The sequence below is a fragment of the Kitasatospora sp. NPDC051164 genome (assembly GCF_044455625.1).
Lineage (GTDB): Bacteria > Actinomycetota > Actinomycetes > Streptomycetales > Streptomycetaceae > Kitasatospora.
The window spans coordinates 119996-139280 of the sequence record NZ_JBITFB010000016.1; the positions used below are offsets into that span (position 1 = coordinate 119996).

Annotated in this window: 18 protein-coding genes and 1 tRNA gene; 7 read left to right on the forward strand and 12 right to left on the reverse strand. The window is 71.5% G+C overall.

The window, feature by feature from the left end; genetic code table 11:
- Positions 1 to 29: 29 nt before the first annotated feature.
- The gene (locus ACIBEC_RS24360) at positions 30 to 2378 is read left to right on the forward strand and encodes a transglycosylase domain-containing protein (protein ID WP_360496938.1); all 2349 of its coding nucleotides are present in this window, start codon (positions 30 to 32) and stop codon (positions 2376 to 2378) included.
- A gap of 27 nt (positions 2379 to 2405) precedes the next feature.
- Here ACIBEC_RS24360 and ACIBEC_RS24365 read toward each other — a convergent pair whose 3' ends face one another.
- The gene (locus tag ACIBEC_RS24365) at positions 2406 to 3587 is read right to left on the reverse strand and encodes a winged helix DNA-binding domain-containing protein (RefSeq protein WP_360496935.1); all 1182 of its coding nucleotides are present in this window, start codon (positions 3585 to 3587) and stop codon (positions 2406 to 2408) included.
- Positions 3584 to 4495 (reverse strand): LysR substrate-binding domain-containing protein, encoded by a 912-nt coding sequence (locus tag ACIBEC_RS24370; RefSeq protein WP_360496932.1) that lies wholly within the window; start codon positions 4493 to 4495, stop codon positions 3584 to 3586. The genes ACIBEC_RS24365 and ACIBEC_RS24370 overlap by 4 nt, the downstream gene beginning before the upstream one ends.
- A gap of 174 nt (positions 4496 to 4669) precedes the next feature.
- On the opposite strand from ACIBEC_RS24370, the gene ACIBEC_RS24375 reads away from it, so the two are divergent.
- Positions 4670 to 5389, forward strand: a complete 720-nt coding sequence (locus tag ACIBEC_RS24375; protein WP_360496929.1) for an SDR family oxidoreductase — start codon at positions 4670 to 4672, stop codon at positions 5387 to 5389.
- Positions 5390 to 5443: 54 nt separating this feature from the next.
- Here the strand turns inward: ACIBEC_RS24375 and ACIBEC_RS24380 are convergent, their stop codons facing one another.
- The 3 genes from ACIBEC_RS24380 to ACIBEC_RS24390 form a co-directional block, all read right to left on the reverse strand.
- The gene (locus tag ACIBEC_RS24380; protein ID WP_360496926.1) at positions 5444 to 5764 is read right to left on the reverse strand and encodes a hypothetical protein; all 321 of its coding nucleotides are present in this window, start codon (positions 5762 to 5764) and stop codon (positions 5444 to 5446) included.
- 17 nt (positions 5765 to 5781) lie between these two features.
- Positions 5782 to 6084: a co-chaperone GroES gene (locus ACIBEC_RS24385; RefSeq protein WP_049655715.1), complete on the reverse strand. Its 303-nt coding sequence runs from the start codon at positions 6082 to 6084 to the stop codon at positions 5782 to 5784.
- A 224-nt stretch (positions 6085 to 6308) separates the two neighbouring features.
- Positions 6309 to 6650, reverse strand: a complete 342-nt coding sequence (locus ACIBEC_RS24390) for a DUF3618 domain-containing protein (protein ID WP_360496923.1) — start codon at positions 6648 to 6650, stop codon at positions 6309 to 6311.
- A gap of 173 nt (positions 6651 to 6823) precedes the next feature.
- Here ACIBEC_RS24390 and bcp point away from each other — a divergent pair, with 173 nt between their 5' ends.
- The gene (bcp, locus tag ACIBEC_RS24395) at positions 6824 to 7297 is read left to right on the forward strand and encodes a thioredoxin-dependent thiol peroxidase (protein WP_360496920.1); all 474 of its coding nucleotides are present in this window, start codon (positions 6824 to 6826) and stop codon (positions 7295 to 7297) included.
- Positions 7298 to 7391: 94 nt separating this feature from the next.
- Here bcp and ACIBEC_RS24400 read toward each other — a convergent pair whose 3' ends face one another.
- Positions 7392 to 9704 carry a chitinase C-terminal domain-containing protein gene (locus tag ACIBEC_RS24400; protein WP_360497242.1) on the reverse strand — a complete coding sequence of 771 codons (2313 nt, stop codon included), beginning with the start codon at positions 9702 to 9704 and terminating at the stop codon, positions 7392 to 7394.
- A 392-nt stretch (positions 9705 to 10096) separates the two neighbouring features.
- On the opposite strand from ACIBEC_RS24400, the gene ACIBEC_RS24405 reads away from it, so the two are divergent.
- A tRNA-Leu gene (locus ACIBEC_RS24405) sits at positions 10097 to 10180 on the forward strand.
- Between the two features lie 79 nt (positions 10181 to 10259).
- Here ACIBEC_RS24405 and rdgB read toward each other — a convergent pair.
- The 4 genes from rdgB to ACIBEC_RS24425 form a co-directional block, all read right to left on the reverse strand.
- A complete protein-coding gene (gene rdgB / locus ACIBEC_RS24410) occupies positions 10260 to 10865 on the reverse strand; it encodes an RdgB/HAM1 family non-canonical purine NTP pyrophosphatase (protein ID WP_360496917.1) in 606 nt (201 codons plus the stop codon).
- A 31-nt stretch (positions 10866 to 10896) separates the two neighbouring features.
- The gene (locus ACIBEC_RS24415; RefSeq protein ID WP_360496914.1) at positions 10897 to 11286 is read right to left on the reverse strand and encodes a hypothetical protein; all 390 of its coding nucleotides are present in this window, start codon (positions 11284 to 11286) and stop codon (positions 10897 to 10899) included.
- A 170-nt stretch (positions 11287 to 11456) separates the two neighbouring features.
- Complete coding sequence (gene rph, locus ACIBEC_RS24420; protein WP_360496911.1) at positions 11457 to 12182, reverse strand: ribonuclease PH; 726 nt, start codon at positions 12180 to 12182, stop codon at positions 11457 to 11459.
- Positions 12183 to 12401: 219 nt separating this feature from the next.
- Positions 12402 to 12635, reverse strand: coding sequence for a glucose PTS transporter subunit EIIB (locus tag ACIBEC_RS24425; protein ID WP_030284095.1), 234 nt, complete (start codon positions 12633 to 12635; stop codon positions 12402 to 12404).
- 402 nt (positions 12636 to 13037) lie between these two features.
- On the opposite strand from ACIBEC_RS24425, the gene ACIBEC_RS24430 reads away from it, so the two are divergent.
- Complete coding sequence (locus tag ACIBEC_RS24430; protein ID WP_360496907.1) at positions 13038 to 14339, forward strand: PTS transporter subunit EIIC; 1302 nt, start codon at positions 13038 to 13040, stop codon at positions 14337 to 14339.
- A 481-nt stretch (positions 14340 to 14820) separates the two neighbouring features.
- Positions 14821 to 16092 (forward strand): PTS transporter subunit EIIC, encoded by a 1272-nt coding sequence (locus tag ACIBEC_RS24435; protein WP_360496904.1) that lies wholly within the window; start codon positions 14821 to 14823, stop codon positions 16090 to 16092.
- A gap of 186 nt (positions 16093 to 16278) precedes the next feature.
- Here the strand turns inward: ACIBEC_RS24435 and ACIBEC_RS24440 are convergent, their stop codons facing one another.
- Positions 16279 to 17292: a helix-turn-helix transcriptional regulator gene (locus ACIBEC_RS24440; protein ID WP_360496901.1), complete on the reverse strand. Its 1014-nt coding sequence runs from the start codon at positions 17290 to 17292 to the stop codon at positions 16279 to 16281.
- Between the two features lie 201 nt (positions 17293 to 17493).
- Between ACIBEC_RS24440 and ACIBEC_RS24445 the strand changes: the two genes are divergently transcribed.
- Complete coding sequence (locus ACIBEC_RS24445; RefSeq protein ID WP_360496898.1) at positions 17494 to 18408, forward strand: branched-chain amino acid transaminase; 915 nt, start codon at positions 17494 to 17496, stop codon at positions 18406 to 18408.
- 68 nt (positions 18409 to 18476) lie between these two features.
- Here ACIBEC_RS24445 and ACIBEC_RS24450 read toward each other — a convergent pair whose 3' ends face one another.
- Positions 18477 to 19223, reverse strand: coding sequence for an MBL fold metallo-hydrolase (locus tag ACIBEC_RS24450; protein ID WP_360496895.1), 747 nt, complete (start codon positions 19221 to 19223; stop codon positions 18477 to 18479).
- Between the last annotated feature and the right edge of the window lie 62 nt (positions 19224 to 19285).

The window sequence follows — 19285 nt, forward strand, 5'->3', positions numbered from 1 at the left end:
TCGGACGTCAAATAGCACATAATCGCGGCATGACCTTGAGCACCCGACGCCAGGCCAGACGGGCCGCCCGCCGCGAGGCCCGCCGCGCCCTCCCGCTCTGGCGCCGAGCCCTGCCCACCTGGCGAGTCACCCTCGGCACGCTCACCACGCTGTTCCTGCTCGCCGTCGGCAGCTTCGCCGTGCTCTACGTCATCGTCCCGGTGCCCGACCCCAACGCCCACGCCGTCGCCCAGAACAACATCTACCTCTACGCCGACGGCACCACCGAGATCGCCCGCACCGGCGCCGTCAACCGCACCGACGTCACCATCGACCAGATCCCGCTGCAGACCCAGCAGGCCGCCGTCTCCGCCGAGGACCGCACCTTCTACCAGAACCGCGGCATCGACCTGAAAGGCATGGTCCGGGCCGGCTGGAACACCCTGACCGGCAAAGGCATGCAGGGCGGCTCCACCATCACCCAGCAGTACGTCAAGAACTACTACCTGACCCAGAGCCAGACCATCGAACGCAAGGGCCGCGAACTCCTCATCGCCCTCAAGGTCGACCAGCAGCGCGACAAGAAGGACATCCTCGCCGGCTACCTCAACAGCAGCTACTACGGCCGCGGCGCCTACGGCATCCAGAGCGCCGCCCACGCCTACTACGGCGTCGACGTCTCCGAACTCACCCTCACCCAGAGCGCCTACCTCGCCTCCCTGCTCCAGGCCCCCAGCCTCTACGACGTCAAGACCGCCACCCCCGCCAACCGCGAGAAGGCCATCGCGCGCTGGAACTACACCCTCGACGGCATGGTCCAGCTCGGCTTCCTCACCACCGCCGACCGCGCCGCCGCCACCTTCCCCGACCCGATCGACCCCCAGCCCGCCACCGGCCTCTCCGGCCAGGCCGGCTACCTCGTCGGCGTCGCCGACGACTACCTGATCTCCTCCGGCACCATCGACGCCGCCACCCTCAAGGCCGGCGGCTGGCGCATCACCACCACCTTCGACAAGCCCAAGCAGGACGCCCTCGTCAAGGCCGTCCAGACCGAACTCACCGACGAACTCGACCCCAGGGCCCGCCCCACCACCGACACCGACGTCCGGGTCTCCGGCGCCTCCGTCGAACCCGCCACCGGCCGCGTCGTCGCCGTCTACGGCGGCCCCGACTACGCCAAGCAGCCCTACAACGACGCACTGCGCCAGGACAACCAGATCGGCTCCACCTTCAAACCGATCGACCTCACCGCCGGCCTGCTCGCCCAGCACACCCTCGACGGCCGCCCGATCACCACCGAGTCCCACTACGACGGCACCAGCGAACGCCCCGTCACCGGCGGTCCCACCCCGTACGCGCCACCCAACGAGGACAACGTCGACTACGGCAGCATCAGCCTGCGCTACGCCATGGTGAAGTCCGTCAACTCCGTGTACGCGCAGGAAGGCGTGGACGCCGGGCTCGCCCGCGTCCGGGAGACCGCCGTCAAACTCGGCATCCCCGACAGCGTCCGCGGCATGGACCCGGCCAACACCTCGATGACCCTCGGCACCGCCACCCCCAGCGCCCTCGACCTCGCCGGCGCCTACGCCACCCTCGCCAACCACGGCCAGGCCCACACCCCGTGGTCCGTCCTCAAACTCGAACGCAGCAACCCCGGCGGCGCCATCGACGTCCCCAAGACCCCCGAGCACAACCCCACCGACGCCATCGGCCGCGGCATCGCCGACGCCGTCACCGACGTCCTGCGCGACGTCGTCAGCCCCCGCGGCACCGGCGCCGCCGCCCTCGACCTCGGCCGCCCCGCCGCCGGCAAGACCGGCACCACGGACGCCAACCTCTCGGCCTGGTTCGCCGGCTACACCCCCGAACTCACCACCACCATCGGCATGTTCCGGGAAAACCCGAAGACCCACGCCAAGGAACCCCTGGCCGGCACCGCCGGACTCACCCGCATCAACGGCGGCGCCATCCCCACCAAGATCTGGACCGCCTACATGACCGCCGCCCTCGACGGCACCCCCACCCAGCAGTTCGACCTGCAGGCCGGCCACGACAACCCCGGCACCGACACCTGGCCCACCGCCACCGGCAGCACCTCCCCCCGCACCGGCCCCACCCTCACCCCCGGCCCCGGCCCCACCGCAGCGCCAAGCGCCACCATCCCCGGGCTCGTCACAGCCCCCATCCACGCCCCCAGCGGACCCCCAGCCGCCACCGGCCCCGCCCCCGACCCGACCACCCCCAGCCCGCAGCCCCCCAAGCCCAAGCCCACCGCCAGCCAGGAACAGCCCAGCCCCACCGCCCGACCCACCCAGACCCAGCCGCCCCGGCCCACCGACCCGCCCACCGCCACCGGCGGCCCCGCCACCCGGCCGGCGGCCACCCCGACACCGTAGGCGCCGACCGGACCACCGGACCGGGCACTACCGCCCCGCCGCCAACTCCTTCTCCACCGACGTCCGGAACCGCGGCGTCACCCGCACCTCCCCCAGCCACCCCGCCAACCGCTCCGCCTCCGCCGCGACCGCCCGCCCGGCCTCCGCCCCGACGTCCCGGAACAGCCGCCACACCACCTCGCCGTCGGCACGCTGCGCCCAGCCGCCCACCACCTCACCGCACCACCACACCGTCGGCCCGGCGTTGCCCGCCCGGTCGAACAGCGCCGGCACGTCCTCCGGCCGCAGGTACCAGTCCCGCCCGCGCCAGCCCATCACCGCCGGATCCAGCGCGGGCAGCAGCGCCGCCCACGGCTCCGGCTCCGCCACCGGCGCGTCATCGCCCGGCAGCACCAGCCCGGCCACGCCGCCCGCCAACTCCATGTCCTGCGCGCCGACGTCCGCCAGCGCCCTGCGGACGTCCCCCAACGTCCACCCCGTCCACCACTTCACGTCCTCGACCGTCGCCGGACCGTACGCGGCCAGCCAGCGGCGCACCACCTCCGCCTTCGCCTCCCGCACCGGCACCTCCGGCCACTGCGGCACCAGCGCCCACGGGTAGCTGCTGCTCAGCCACGAACCGCGTGGACGACAGCGCCGCACGTGCCCGTCCGAGGCCAGCAGCCGCAGCAGCCGACTGCCCACGCTCTGCTTCGCCTCGTACGCCTTGCCCGCCGACATCAGCATCGTCTCGCGCAACTGCGGGACGTCATCGCCGAGTTCCTTGGTCGTCGCCTCGCCGCGCACCGCCAGCGCGGCCAGCACCGCCCGCTCGGTCGCGGCCAGCCGCCCCTCGTCCCAGCCCTCGGCGTGGTCCCGCAGGTGCTTGAGCAGCGTCGCCCGCTCCTTGGCCGCGATCGCCCGCGCCGCCGCCGAACTCACGTACGGGGCGAAGCCCTCCGCCACCGCGAAGATCGTCCGCCGCATCGACAGCAGCTTCACCAGCGAGACGTCCTCGTACAGCGCCCGCTCCACCGCCGCCGCCGAGGGCTCGGCCAGCCGCGCGCACGCCGACAGGTACACCGTGGCCGCGTCCGTCGCGTGCAGCCCGACCACCGCGTCGGTCACGTCCTCCACCCGCGCCGCCCGCACCGAGGGCGCCAGCAACTGCCGCCGCCCCAGTCGGGCCCGGCGCTCACCATCACCGATCACCGGCACACGCCTCGTCATACCCGGACCCTAGCCCCGACCGCCGACAGTTCGGGCTCCGCGCCATCCGCCGCCAGTTCCACCGCGAGCTCCGCGAACTCCACGAGCAACGGCGACGTCCGCCCCGCCGCCCAAGCCAGGCAGACCCGGTTGGGCGCGATGTCGGAGACCGGCACGTGCACCACGTCCGAGCGCGTGTAGAACGCCGCCACCGACAACGGCAGCACCACCATGCCCTCGTGCGCCGCCACGTACTCCAGCTTCTCCTCCACGGTGTCCGCACTCGGCCGGGCCCGCTCCGGCCGCCGCCCGGCCGGCACCGGCAGATCCCGCCACTCCGGCACCGCATCCGGCTCCTGCAGCAGCCGCTCGCCGCCCAACTCGGCCATCACCACCGACCGTTCACCCGCCAACCGGTGCCCCGCCGGCAGCACCGCCACCCGCGGCTCCGCGAACAACGGGCGCAACGCCAGACCCCGCTGGTCCACCGGCAACCGCACGAAGGACACGTCCACCCGACCGTCCAGCACCACCTGCGCCTGGTCCCGCCAGGAGGTCCGGACCACCTCCACCGCCAACCCCGCATGCCGCCCGCACATCGCCCGCGCGACGGCCGTCACCGTGATCCCCGGCATGAACCCCACCACGAACCGCGCCCGGTCGTCCGCCGACCGTCCCACCCGGCGCCGCAACGCCTCTGCCGCCGCCAGCAACTGCGGCGCATCCTCCAGCAACTGCCGCCCCGCACACGTCAGTTCGGTCGACCGCCGATCCCGCCGGAACAGCTGGGCACCGAACTCCGCCTCCAACGCCCGGATCTGCCGGGACAGCACCGGCTGCGCGATGTGCAACTCGGCCGCCGCCCGCCCGAAATGCAGCTGCCGCGCCACCGCGACGAAGTACCGCAGCTTCCGCAGATCGACGTCCATCGCCCGCCCTCCCGCTTCCCACCTCCGCTGATACCCCGAGGGTATGACAGCGGACGGAACAAGTCTTGGACGACACCGACCCGCGCGACACAGGATCGAAGCACCTTCCCCCAACCGCGCTCCTCCCGAACCGCGCCGGCACCCCGAAACACCCGAAGCCCGAAAGGCACCACCATGACCCTCACCGACCAGCGCATCGTCGTCCTCGGCGGCACCTCCGGTATCGGCCTCGCCACCGCCGACCTCGCCGCCCGCCAGGGCGCCCGGGTCATCGTCGCCTCCAGCCGGACCGACAGCGCCGAACGCGCCCTCGCCACCCTCCCCACCGGAACCACCGCCGAAATCGCCGACCTCACCGACAGCACCCAGGTCACCGCTCTCTTCGACCGCCTCGGCCCCATCGACCACCTGGTCTTCACCGCCGGCGAACCACTCGCCCTCATGCCCCTCGACGACCTCGACCTCGACGCCGCCCGCCGCTTCTTCACCCTGCGCTACTTCGGCGCCCTCGACGCCGTCCGCGTCGCCGCCCCCCGGCTGCGCCCCGGCGGCTCGATCACCCTCACCTCCGGCACCGCCGGCCTGCGGCCCGGACCGGGCTGGAGCGTCGCCGCCGGCATCTGCGGCGCGATCGAGTCCCTGGTCCGGGCCCTGGCCGTCGAACTCGCGCCGATCCGGGTCAACGCCGTCCGGGCCGGCATGATCCGCACCCCGCTCTGGTCCGGCCTGCCCGACACCGACCGCGAACAGCTCTACGCCGCGACCGCCGCCGGCCTCCCCCTCGGCCGGATCGGCGACCCCGAGGACGCCGCCGAGGCGTACGCCTACCTGATGCGGCAGCGCTTCGCCACCGGCACCGTCGTCACCGTGGACGGCGGCACCCTGCTGGCCTGAACGCCCCCGGCCGACCTGCACCCCCGGCTGACCTGCCCCCCGGCCGGCGACCGCTCACCGGACCGGGTGGAGCCCGTCCACGACCGTCCACCCCGGGCCGAGCTCCCGGCGCAGCGCCTCCCGGGCGGCCCGGGCGGCGGCGTCGAAGCGGACCGCCTCGTCCCGCGACCACGGCGACGGACCGCCCGGGTCGGCCCAGTCCAGCGAGGACTGGTACCAGGAGGACAGCCTGTCCAGCTCGGCCGCGAGCGCGGCACTGATCGGCAGGCGGTCGAGCTCGGCCGGGTAGCCGTACGGGCTGTCCACGTCGTCCGGCCACAAGGCGGTGCCGACCACCCCGGCCTCGAAGAAGTACCGCAGGCGCTCCGCGCTCACAGGTACAGCCCGACGGCTCACAGGTACAGCCCCGTCGAACCCTCCGTGTCACCGAAGCGGGTCGCGGCCACCGCGTGCAGGTCGCGCTCGCGCAGCAGCACGTAGGTGGCGCCCCGGACCTCGACCTCCAGCTTGTCCTCCGGGTCGTACAGGACGCGGTCACCGGGCTCCACGGAGCGCACGCTCTGGCCGACGGCGACAGCCTCCGCCCACGTGCACCTCTTGCTCAGCTCCGCGGTCGCCGGGATCAGGATGCCGCCGGTCGAGCGGCGCTCGCCCTCGCCGCCCTCGATGCGCACCAGCACGCGGTCGTGCAGCATCCGGATCGGCAGCTTCTCGCCCAGCCGGTCGTGCCGGACGGCATCGTGCGGGTGGTCGGAGCGGGTCTCGTCGTTCGTACTCACGGTCCCGAAGGTACCGCTCCCGGGCGCGGAGCGTGACGCTGGCCCGGCATACGGAAGGCCGGGCGCGCACCGCGCCCGGCCCTCAACCGCGTACCCGCGTGCTCGCGTACCCGCGCTTCCCGCGTACGCGTGTTCCCGCGTCAGCCCTTGCGGCGCTTGCGCGACGAGGCGACCAGCAGCACCAGGCCCACGCCGACCAGCGCGGCCGGAACGATCCGCTCCCGCCGCGGCTGCCCCTTCTCGTCCACGAACTGCGCCTTGACCTTGTCCACCATGCCGCTGGCGGCGACGTACGCCCGGCCGGCCCTCTCCTCGACGGCGGCCGCCGCCCTGGCCTTGACCTGGGCGGAGATCGTGCTCGGGTGAACGCGTACGGCCAGCTCGTCCAGGGTCTCCGCCAGCCGGCCGCGCGTGCTCTCGATGTCCGCCTCGATCTGGGCGGTCGTCCGCGCCGACTTGTCCTGCGTGCTCGCCTCGCCCACTCGGGCCACCCCATTCACTTGCCGATGTTGATCTGTGCGATCCGTTGCGATCTGTACGACTGACCCAGTGTGTCAGCTGCCGCGCACGGCCGCGCGGCCCCACCCACCATCGGAGGTAAGTTTGCCGTGGTACGACCGCCCGTCACAGCAGCACGCACCAGGAGAGTCCACCCATGACTGAGCGTCTCCAGCCCGGCGACACCGCGCCCGCCTTCAGCCTGTCCGACGCCGACGGCAACCAGGTGTCCCTCGCCGACCACGCGGGCCGCAAGGTCGTCGTCTACTTCTACCCCAAGGCGCTCACCCCGGGATGCACCAAGCAGGCCTGCGACTTCACCGACAACCTGGAGGTCTTCGCGGGCGCCGGCTACGACGTCATCGGCATCTCGCCGGACCAGCCGGAAAAGCTCGGCAAGTTCCGCGAGACCGAGAACCTCAAGGTCACCCTGCTCTCCGACCCGGACAACAAGGTCCTGGAGGCGTACGGCGCCTACGGCGAGAAGCAGAACTACGGGCGCACCTACCTGGGCGTGATCCGCTCCACGATCATCGTCGACGAGCAGGGCAAGGTCGAGCGCGCGCTCTACAACGTCAAGGCCACCGGCCACGTCGCCAAGCTGCTGCGCGACCTCAAGATCGAGGCCTGACCGGCCCGCCCCGACACGACGAAGCGGTGGCGGCACACCCCCCGACCGGGTGCGCCGCCACCGCCGTCCCTCACCTCGACGGGCCGCTGTCAGCTCAGCAGGCCCCGAGGTCGCTCCAGACTCCCCACGCGCCACTGGCCGCGGGGTCGTCGCCCTTGGTCCACCACTTGTTCTGGTAGTAGTGGCCCTTCCAGGACACCTTGGTGGGCGTCGCGTAGGTGGTGCCCGCGTCCCAGCCCGGCGCACCCGCGCAACCGGCCGGCGTGGTCGGCGGCGTCGTGGGCGGAGTGGTCGGCGGCGTCGTGGGCGGAGTGGTCGGCGGCGTGGTCGGCGGAGTCGTACCGCCGTCGGTCGCGCCCCGGGTCAGGTCGCCCTTGATCCCGTACAGCGTGCCGCCCACGTTCACCGTCCAGTTCGACGGCGTGGACACCGGCAGGTAGTAGACGAAGTCCATGTCGACCGAGGCGCCCGGCGCCAGCGACTGCCAGCCCGGCAGCTTGACCGACACCCGGTTGTAGGTGCCCTTCAGACCGCCCACGTTGCCCGGGCCCGGATTGTCCTGCCGGATGACCTGCAGCCCGAACCCGGACTGGTCCTTGGCGTTGCCCGGCGCCGAGTTGCCGTAGTCGAACCGGAACTCGGTGCCGCCCGGCAGGGTCAGCGTCGAGTTGTTGACGATGTGCAGCTTCGGGTTGATCGGGTAGTTCGAGTCGCCCAGCGCGAAGTTGGTGAACGACACGTCGACCGGCAGGGTCTGCTGCGGCAGCGCGACCGTCGAACGGGTCGCGCCGTACGGGGCCGCCGACTTGAACTTGTCGTACATCAGCGAGGTCAACGTCGAACCGGGCACGTACTCGCCCTTGCCGCCGTTCGCGGCGGCGTCCCACTTGTAGTCGCCCGCGAGCTCCCAGATCATCGCGCCGCCGGCGCCCTGGTTGACGATGTAGTCCGCCTTGGCGCCCACCGACTGCTCGTCCTCGGTGGAGAGGAACACCTTCTTGGTGTCGTTCCACAGCCACGGCGCCACCAGGGCGGAGCTGTAGTTGCGGGCGTAGGTGCCCTGCAGTGCGGTGTCCGTCACCCCGTACTTGGCGAGGTAGTCGGGCAGGATGCCCTTCTCCAGGTTCTTCGCGTGCCACATCGGGTTCGACCCGGCCGGGGACTCCTTGCCCGCGTCGTCCTTGTCGTTCCAGATGTTGTCGATGCCGACCGCGCCGTCCCCGCAGGAGGTCAGACCGGCCCCGACCGGACAGGTCGTCGCCGACGCCGTACCCCAGAGGCCGTTGGTGCCGCCCTGCACGTTCTTGAACCCGCGGGTGTAGTACGGCAGGCCGACGTTGATCCGGCCACCGGGCATCGCGCCGCGGAAGTAGTGGTACGACCAGTCGGCGTTCAGATAGCCGATGCCGCCGTACTGCCCGGTGCCGTACACGTTGGCGGCCGCCAACTCGCCGTCCTTGCCGTCGTCGAACAACGAGGCGTTCGGGCCGACGTACTTGTTCCAGGCGCCGTGCAGGTCGTACGACATGATGTTGACGTAGTCCAGGTACTGCGCCACCTGGAAGGTCTCCATGCCGCGCAGCAGATAGCCGGACGACGGGGCCGCGACCGACAGCAGGTAGTGCCTGCCGTCGGCGGCACCGGCCTTGTCCAGGCTCTCCCGCAACGTCTTCATCAGCGCCGCGTAACCCTTGGCCAGCGAACCCCGCTTGGAGTTGGCGAGCTGCCAGTCCAGCGGGTTCCCGGCGTCCTTCATCGAGGTCGGGTACTCGTAGTCGATGTCGACACCGTTGAAACCGTACGTGCGGATGAAGTCGACCGACGAGGCCGCGAAGGTGTCGATGCCCGCCTGGTTCACGCTGCCGTCCGGGTTGACGGTCATCGAGTAGAAGCCGCCGGAGTTCACCCGCTTGCCGTCGTCCCCGAAGTAGCCGCCCGTCTCGGTCCAACCGCCCACCGAGATCAGCGTCTTGACGTTCGGGTACTGCTTCTTGAACTTCGTCAGCAGATTGAAATGACCCTTGTACGGCAACGTCGGATCCAGCTCGGCCCCGGGCACTCCCGGGAAGGAGATCCCGGTCGCCTCGTTGGTCGGGCCGTCCGCGCCGACGGACAGCTTGTTGTCGCCGCCGACGTGCCCGAAGGCGTAGTTGAGATGGGTGACCTTGTCCCAGGGAATGTCGCTCACCAGGTACGGCTGATCGCCGTTCTTGCCGGTGCGCCAGCCGGTGAAGTAGCCGATGATGCGGCGCTGGTGGTCCGCACCCATCTTCTCGCGCCCGCCGGTGTCGTAGACGGAACAGTACGGGACGTCCACCCCGGGGGTCTGGTACAGCCCGTCCGGCCGACAGGCCGCGTTGTCGACGGCCGCCGCCGCCTGCGAGGGCGCCGCACCCAGCGTCGCCATCAGCAGCCCGGCCAGCGACGCCGCCACCAACGAGGCCACACCAGCCCGGCCCGCCGGACTCCTACGTCGCCGAACGGCGGTGGGACGCCGTTCGGCAGTGCTTCGGATCAACACTCGGTCCTCCAGGAGAGAGTGTCGGCGCGTGCCTGTGGGAGAGCACGCACGTGGGGGATTCCAATTGGCGCAGAAGCTATGTGGTCTGAACCACATAGGTCAATAGGTCTGTACCAATTGGTAATCAGCAGCCGAACATCCACCGGCCCCGGTGTCCGAAGTGCCCGAACTGCCGCCCCGTCACGGATGCGCGCTGCGAACGGAACAGGAACAGGCGCACGGCGCCGCGCTGAATCTCGCTGTTCCCACCGGAAGTGAAGCCCTAGACTGGAGGCCATGCGGCCTTGGCGGAGCAGGCAGACGCGCCGGACTTAGGATCCGGTGGGGGAAACCCCGTGAGGGTTCGAATCCCTCAGGCCGCACTAGCCTTACACCTAAGGTTTGAAGGCCCTCCCCGAGAAGCATCTCGGGGAGGGCCTTCGGCGTTCCGCGGACGGCGCGTCAGCCGATGAGCTCCTTGACCACCGGCGCGAGGGCGCGGAAGGCCTGGCCGCGGTGGCTGATGGCGTTCTTCTCGTCCGCCGTGAGCTCGGCGCAGGTGCGGGTCTCGCCGAGGGGCTGGAGGATCGGGTCGTAGCCGAAGCCGCCGTCGCCGGCCGGGGTGGTGCGGAGGGTGCCGAGGAGGCGGCCTTCGACGACGCGTTCGGTGCCGTCGGGGAGGGCGAGGGCGGCGGCGCAGAAGAAGTGGGCGCCCCGGTGCGGCTCGGCGATGTCGGAGAGTTGGGCGAGCAGCAGGTCGAGGTTGGCGCGGTCGTCGCCGTGCTTGCCGGACCAGCGGGCGGAGAAGATGCCGGGTGCGCCGTTGAGGACGTCCACGCAGAGGCCGGAGTCGTCGGCGACGGCGGGCAGGCCGGTGGCGCGGGCCAGGGCGTGGGCCTTGAGCAGGGCGTTCTCGGCGAAGGTGACGCCGGTTTCGGGGACGTCCGGGATCTCGGGGTAGGCGTCGGCGCCGACGAGTTCGACGTCGAGGCCGGCGTCGGTGAGGATGGCGCGGAGCTCGGCGACCTTGTGCTGGTTGCGGGTGGCGAGGATCAGGCGGGTGGACATATCGCCCACCCTATCCGGCGTCGAGGGGCCGTCAGCCGGTGCAGACCGAGGTGAGGTTGCCGGCCGCGTCGCCGAGCGGCTTGAGGTCGGGGACCTGGTTCTTGTCGGCGGCCCGCTGCACGTTGTCGACCTGCTTCTGCAGGTCGGTGACGGCCTTGGCGACGTCGGTGTTCTTGGAGTTCTTCCCGACCTGGTCGAGGTCGGTCTTGAGCTTCTGCAGCGCCTTCCCGGCGGCGGCCGAGTCGTTGCTGGCGTTGTCGTAGGCCTTGGTGACGTCGGCGATGTCGCCGGTGATCTTCACGGCGGTGTTGCCGCAGTCGATGGCCTTCTGTGCGGCGGAGCAGCTCACCATGCTGAGCGGGAGGATCGCGATCAGTCCGGCCACGGCGAGGGCGGCGGGGCGGGCGATGCTGGACGGCATCCGGTCCTCCTGTGGGGCGCGGGTTCCGTGGTGTGGGACGCGCGCCGGGGGGTGCGCGGTTCCCGCAGCGGGGGTGCTGCGGGAACCGTACGGTCTCCGGGCCCGGCCTGTACAGCAGGCCGGGCGGCGGGGCGTCCGACCTGGATCACGGTTGTGGGGCCCGCGCCGGTTCAGCCTTCGAGGGCCTTGCGCTGGATCTGGTCGAGCTCCGCGCAGCCGAGGCTGCCGAGGTCGAGCAGCTGGTCGAGCAGGGCGCGGTCGAACGGCGCGCCTTCGGCGGTGCCCTGGACCTCGACGAAGCGGCCGTCGGAGGTGCAGACGATGTTCATGTCGGTTTCGGCGCGCACGTCCTCCTCGTACTGGAGGTCGAGCATGGGGACGCCGTCGATGATGCCGACGCTGACGGCGCTGACGCCGCCGGTGATGGGCTGGCCCTTGGCGCGCAGGAGCTTCTTGTCGCGGGCCCAGGCAACGGCGTCGACGAGGGCGACGTAGGCGCCGGTGATGGCGGCGGTGCGGGTGCCGCCGTCGGCCTGGAGGACGTCGCAGTCGAGGACGATGGTGTTCTCGGCGAGGGCGCGGTGGTCGACGACGGCGCGCAGCGAGCGGCCGATGAGCCGGCTGATCTCGTGGGTGCGGCCGCCGATGCGGCCCTTGACGGCTTCGCGGTCGCCGCGGGTGTTGGTGGCGCGCGGGAGCATGGAGTACTCGGCGGTGACCCAGCCTTCGCCGCTGCCCTTGCGCCAGCGGGGGACGCCCTCGGTGACACTGGCGGTGCACAGCACCTTGGTGTCGCCGTAGGAGATGAGGACGGAGCCTTCGGCGTGCTTGCTCCAGCCCCGTTCGATGGTGATGGGGCGGAGCTGTTCGGGGGTGCGGCCGTCGATGCGTGACATAGGCACTGAGCGTAGTGGCTTCGGGTGGCGGGGCCGTGTCGGTGCGCCGGGGCCCGCTGTCCGGGTGCGCCGCGGCCCGCCGTTCCCTCGGGTGGGGTGGCGGGCCGGGCGGGTGGGCCCGGGTGGCTCGGTGGGTGAGCCCGGGTGGCTCGGTGGGTGAGCCCGGGTGGCTCGGTGAGTGAGCCTCGCGGCTCGATGGGTGGGCCCGGGTGGTTCAGCTCACATCATGTCTTCGATGTCGGCGGCGATCGGGTCGGCGTCGGTGCCGATGACGACCTGGATCGCGGTGCCCATCTTGACGACGCCGTGGGCGCCGGCGGCCTTGAGGGCGGCCTCGTCGACCAGGGCGGCGTCCTTGACCTCGGTGCGCAGGCGGGTGATGCAGCCTTCGACCTCTTCGATGTTGTCGATTCCGCCCAGACCGGCGACGATCTTCTCAGCCTTGCTGGCCATCTGATTTCTCCCTCTGTCTCGGCTCGCCGGCCGCTCTGCCGGGTGCCGTCGTGCGCTGTGCTGTGGGGGTTGTCCCTCGGCCGCGGGGCGGCGAGGTCCGTGCGGCTGACGCGGGTTCAGCTGCGGTCGTGCTGCCGGGCAGCGCGACCAGCATCACCCGCGCAGGTCCGGTTTGCCACGTTAGGCCACATTTGGCCCACTCCGGCGGGCAGGCTCCCGATCGCCGCCCGAGGATGACGATCAGCGGGGCCGGAGTCCCGGAGTGCGACCTGCGTCCGATGGTGGTCTACACCAATATATGTGTACTCCGATGAACGCGGAACCGGCCCCGGGCGTTCCTGAGCCCCGCCCGAGGGTCCCGCAGGGGGCCACCGGCCGGCAACTGCTCCCGGAAGGCGAAGGATGAGTTCGGCAGGCGCCACAGCCCCGCAGACGACGTGGTGGCACTCCTTCTACGGCGGCCTCCAGAAGATGGGCCGTTCGCTGCAGCTGCCGGTGGCCGTGCTCCCGGCGGCGGGCATCCTGAACCGGCTCGGCCAGCCCGACGTGTTCGGCAAGGACGGCCTGGGCTGGGACAACGTCGCCAGGGTCTTCGCCGCCGCCGGCGGCGCGCTGCTCGACTCCTCCTTCGGCCTGCCGATGCTGTTCTGCGTCGGCGTCGCGATCGGCATGGCGAAGAAGGCGGACGGCTCGACCGCGCTCGCCGCCGTGGTCGGCTTCCTGGTCTACTTCAGGGTCCTGCACGCCTTCCCGGAGCGCTGCAAGGGCGGGACGGTCCCGGTCCCGGACGCCTGGACCGGCCAGTGCGTGGACTACTCGTCGGCGAAGATCGCGGCCGCGACGTACCAGAATCCAGGGGTGCTGGGCGGCATCCTGATCGGCCTGCTGTCGGCCTGGCTCTGGGTCCGGTTCCACCGCACCAAGCTGGTGGACTGGCTCGGCTTCTTCAACGGCCGCCGCCTCGTGCCGATGATCACCGCCCTGGTGGGCCTGGTGATCGCCGTCCTCGCGCTCTGGATCTGGCCGCCGATCGGCCGCGGCCTCAACGACTTCTCACAGGACCTCGCCGACCTGGGCGCGGGCGGCTCCGGCATCTTCGGCGTGTGCAACCGCGCGCTGCTGCTGATCGGCATGCACCAGCTGCTGAACACCTTCGTCTGGTTCCAGTTCGGCGACTTCACCAAGGCCGACGGCGCGATGGTGCACGGCGACATCCCACGCTTCCTGGCGGGCGACCCGACGGCCGGACAGTTCCTGTCCGGCTTCTTCCCCATCATGATGTTCGCGCTGCCCGCCGCCGCGCTCGCGATCGCACACTCGGCCAAGCTGCACCGCCGCAAGGAGATCTACGGCCTGATGCTCTCGGTCGGCCTGACGTCCTTCGTCACCGGTGTCACCGAGCCGATCGAGTACTCCTTCGCCTACATCGCCCCGGCCCTGTACGCGGTGCACGCCCTGCTGACCGGCGCCTCGATGGCGGTGACGTGGGGGCTCGGGGTGCATGACGGGTTCAGCTTCTCGGCCGGCCTGATCGACTACGTGATCAACTGGGGGCTGGCCACCAAGCCGTGGCTGATCATCATCATCGGCCTCTGCTTCGCCGTCGTGTACTACGCGCTCTTCCGGTTCATCATCGTCAAATTCGACCTGAAAACACCGGGGCGCGAGGACGAGGACGAGGTCGAGGACGTCACCAAAGCCTGAAACAGAGCGCCCCGGGCAGCATCCCGCAATGGCCTCCGGACCCGCCGGTCCGGGGGCCTTCGGCATTTCGGGAAAGGACTTGTTTCCCTGCCCGGCTGACGTTCGAAAGGCAATTCGGCCGCGATACGGCCACCGACGAAGCGCTCCCAGGCGGCGACCGACCGCGACGGCGGGAAGCCCCGGTCAGGCGGATCTGCGACACCGCGGTCACTCTCAGCTCCCGCCACCGCGACCCCGGCGGCGGCGGGCTCTTTTTGTTGCGCAAATAGCCAAAATCCCAATCACACACGTAATCAAGATCGTCGTTCCGCGACTAGGTTTCGATTTCATAGCGCTTCCCCGCGACGGCGCTTTCCGGGTTCCCCGCCTTCTCCACCCGTGCTAGAAACTGGTCTACACCACCCGTGGTGTAGACCAGTACGCGGTTGGCCCCCTGTGCCCAGCCCCCGACCGACCGCCATGCCGTTAGGAACCCACCCCCATGAGTCAGTCTGCGCAGGCACCGGCGCCCGCCACGGCTCCGGCCGCGCCAAGCCCCGCCAAGAAGTTCGGCCAGAACGTCCTCCAGGGCCTGCAGAAGATCGGCCGCAGCCTCCAGCTGCCGGTCGCCGTCCTCCCGGCCGCCGGCATCCTGCTCCGGCTCGGCCAGCCCGACGTCTTCGGCAAGGACGGACTCGGCTGGGGAAAGGTCGCCGAGGTCTTCGCCACCGCCGGTGACGCCGTGTTCAGCAACCTGCCGCTGCTGTTCTGCGTCGGTGTCGCGATCGGCTTCGCCAAGAAGGCCGACGGTTCCACCGCGCTGGCCGCCCTGGTCGGCTACCTGGTCTTCCACAACGTGCTGACCGTCTTCCCGATGGACGGCACCGTCACCGCGGCACTGCCGGCCGGAAAGCCGCAGAACCCGGGCGTCTTCGGCGGCATCGTCGTCGGCCTGCTCAGCGCCGTGATCTGGCAGAAGTACCACCGCAAGAAGCTCGTCGACTGGCTCGGCTTCTTCAACGGCCGCCGCCTCGTGCCGATCATCATGGCCTTCGTCGGCACCCTGCTCGGCGTCGTCATGGGTCTGGCCTGGGGCCCGATCGGCACCGGCCTGACCCACGCCAGCGACTGGCTGACCGGTCTCGGCGCCGCCGGCTCCGGCATCTACGGTGTCGCCAACCGCGCGCTGATCCCGGTCGGCATGCACCAGTTCCTGAACACCTTCTTCCAGCAGCAGGTCGGCAGCTTCACCGACGCCTCCGGCCACACCTGGACCGGCGACATCCCGCGCTTCTTCCACAACGACCCGACCGCCGGCCAGTTCATGTCGGGCTTCTTCCCGATCATGATGTTCGGCCTGCCGGCCGCCGCCCTGGCGATCGCCCACACCGCGCGCCCCGAGCGCCGCAAGGCCGTGCTCGGCATGATGATCTCGGTCGCGCTGACCAGCTTCGTGACCGGTGTCACCGAGCCGATCGAGTTCTCGTTCATGTTCATCGCCCCGGTGCTCTACCTGATCCACGCGCTGCTCACCGGCCTCTCGATGGCCATCACCTGGAGCCTGGGCGTGCACGACGGCTTCGGCTTCTCGGCCGGTCTGATCGACTACGGGCTCAACTGGAACCTGGCCACCAAGCCCTGGCTGATCATCCCGATCGGCCTGGTCTTCGCGGCGCTGTACTACTTCCTATTCCGCTTCGCGATCACCAAGTTCAACCTCAAGACCCCCGGTCGCGAGGACGACGACGAGATCGAGGACGTCACCAAGGCCTGACGCCCGCGTCCCTCCCGTCCGAAGGGCCCCGCCCCGCCGCCGCTCCCCCGGCGGCGGGGCGGGGCCCTTCGCGCACCCGGACGCCCTGGCGTTCCAGCGCGTGGAAAGGGCGGCGGACGAACCGACGGAAGCCCCGGTCAACTGAGGCGGTGAACGCCTCGTGCCTCACGCCCCCCTGGGCCGGCCCTAGATCCACCCGCGCCGGGCCGCGTGCACGCCGGCCTGGAAGCGGCTCTCCGCGCCCAGGCCGGCGGTCAGTTCGGCGACCAGCCGGCGCACCGTGCGCTCCGACACCTCCAGCTTCCGGGCGATCGCCGCGTCCGTCAGCCCGGCCGCCAGCAGTCGCAGCACGGCGAGTTGACGATCGGTCATCTCGCGTTCCTCCGGTCCGAGCTCCGGCGGCGTCCAGGCCGCCGACCAGAAGTACTCGAACAGCTCCGCCACCAGTTCGACCAGCGCCGGCTCGCGGACCACCACCGCCGCCTCGGCGGCCGGAGCGTCCCCGCCCGGTCCCGAACCGGGCGCCGGCAGGATCGCCAGCCGGGCGTCCACCACGATCAGCCAGAGCGGCAGCGAGTGCGCCGCCCTGATCCTGGCCCCGGCCCCGGTCAGCTCCCGCACGTGCGCCAGCACGGCCGGGCGGCGCAGCGCGGCGGCCGGGTAGATGGTGCGCAGGGCGGCGCCGTGGGCGAGGGCGAGGCGTTCGCGGGCGAGTTTGCCGGCCAGGGCGGGTCCGGAGAGGTCCTGGCCGGGGCGCAGGGAGAGAGCTTCGGTGCGGGCGCCGCGGGCGGCGTCCTCGAGCAGGGCGGCGATCCGGTCGGCGCCGCGGACGAGTTCGAGGCCGGTGCCGGTTCCGCTACCGGTTCCGGTGCGGTGGCGCTGTTGGACGGGCAGGTAGCCGGTGTGCAGCCGGTCGACGGAGTCGCGGGCGTGACGCAGGGCGGCGACGAGGGCGGTGACCTGGGTGTCGGCGTCGAGCAGGAGCTGGCGGACGGCGGTGTCGACCGAGACGGCGGTGCCGGTGGGGGCCGTGTCGGGGGCGGCGGCCGGCTGGAGCAGCCCGAGGGTGTGCAGTTCTGTGGTGGCGGCGGCGAGCCGGGGGGCGTCCCAGTCGAGGCCGAGTGCCTCGGGCGGGTGGCCGGGTTCGGCGAGCAGGCGGGCGTAGAGCCGGGTGGCGTCGGTGCCGGTGGTGCTCTCCATCGGGCGCAGCCTAGTGCGGGTGGGGCGGGGCCGGTCGGGGGTTTCCGCTCCGCGAGACGGCGCGGTCGCCGTCGGCCCGCGGGCCCGGGCGGCCCCGGCGGAGTCCGCGTTGCGGGACGGGTCTTCCGCTCCCGGTCATGGCCGGTTCCGGTCGGCCCGGGTGGGCTGACCTGCGGTGCGGTGGCGCGCAGGATGTGCGGCATGGCTCTTCCCGAAGCTTCGACGATCTGGTTGGACGGCCCCCTGGTGCCCTGGCGGGAGGCCCGGGTGCACGTCCTCACGCACGGCCTGCACTACGGCACGGGGGTGTTGGAGGGCACCCGGGTGTTCGCCACGGCGGACGGTCCGGCGGTGTTCCGGCTGTCCGAGCACCTGCGCCGGCTGGACCGCAGTGCCCGGATGATCCGGATGGAACTCCCGTACGATCTCGCCGACTTGACGAAGGCGACGGTGGAGCTGGTGCGCGCCAACGGCCACCGGGAGTGCTATCTGCGGCACTTCGCGTTCCTCGGGTACGGCTCGATGGGCATCGACATGCGGGCGGCGCCGGTCACCGTGTCGATCGCGAGCTGGGAGTGGCTGGGCCAACTCCCGCCCGCGGAGGGCGGGATCACGTTGAAGACGAGCAGCTGGCGGCGGAACGACCCGAACGCGGTGCCGCCCGCGGCGAAGGCCACCGGCCCGTACCTGAACTCGGTGCTCGCCCGTCGGGAGGCGAATGACGCGGGCTACGACGAGGCGCTGCTGCTCGGTCCGGACGGCACGGTGAGCGAGTGCACCGGGGAGAACGTGTTCACCGTGCGGGACGGGGTGCTGCGCACGCCTCCGTCGAGCGCGGGCGCTCTGGAGGGCATCACCCAGGACACGGTGCTGACCCTGGCCCGCGACCTGGGGGTGGAGGTCCGCGTGGAGGGCCTGCTGCGCTCGGATCTCTACGCGGCGGACGAGCTCTTCGTCTGCGGCACGGCGGCGGGCGTCATCCCGGTCCGGGCCCTGGACGACCGTGCGCTCCCCGAGTCTCCCGGCCCGGTCACCGTCCGGTTGCGGGAGGCGTACCAGGCGGCCGTGACGGGCGCCGACCCGCGCTACCGGCACTGGCTGACGCCGGTGCTCTGACCGGGGTCGGCCGCGACACCGTACGGGTCCCGGCCGCGAACGGGCCCCGGCGGGGCGGGTCGGCCCGGTCAGACCTCGTACACCGCGCCGGCCCGGGCGATGTCGACCGGGCCGGTGTAGGCGGCGGCCGCGTCGCGGCGGTTGTGCTCGGCGTCGGTCCAGGGGGGGATGTGGGTGAGGACGAGCCGGCGGGCACCGGCGGCGGTGGCGTGCTCGCCGGCTTCGCGGCCGTTGAGGTGGACGGCCTGGTAGGTGTCGCGGCCGTCGATGTACGCGGCCTCGCAGAGGAAGAGGTCGGTGTCGCGCGCGAGTTCGACGAGTTCGGCGCTCTCGCCGGTGTCACCGCTGTAGACGAGCGAGCGGCCGCCGTGTTCGAGGCGGAAGGCGAAGGCGTCGACGGGGTGGTTGACCTGGGCGACGTCGATCCGGAACGGGCCGAGGTCGAAGCTGCCAGGGGTGAGGGTGCGGAACTCGAAGACCTCCTTCATGCCCGGGTTCTCCGGCATGTCGTAGGCACGGGCGAGCCGCTCGGCGGTGCCGGCCGGGCCGTACACGGGGAGCAGTTCGGGGCAGCCCTCGGCGCGGTAGTTGCGGGCCACCCAGTAGGCGCACAGGTCGACGCAGTGGTCGGCGTGCAGGTGGCTGAGCAGGACGGCGTCGACGTCGTAGAGGCCGGTGTACTTCTGCAGGGCGCCGAGAGCTCCGTTGCCGAGGTCGAGGACGACGCGGTAGCCCTCCGCCTCGACCAGGTAGCTGGAGCAGGGCGAGTCGGCGGACGGGAAGCTCCCCGAGCACCCCACCACGGTCAGTTTCATCCGAGCCCCTCCACCCCGACACGTCCTGGCTGCTGTTGGAAAACGGCATGGAAAACGGCAGG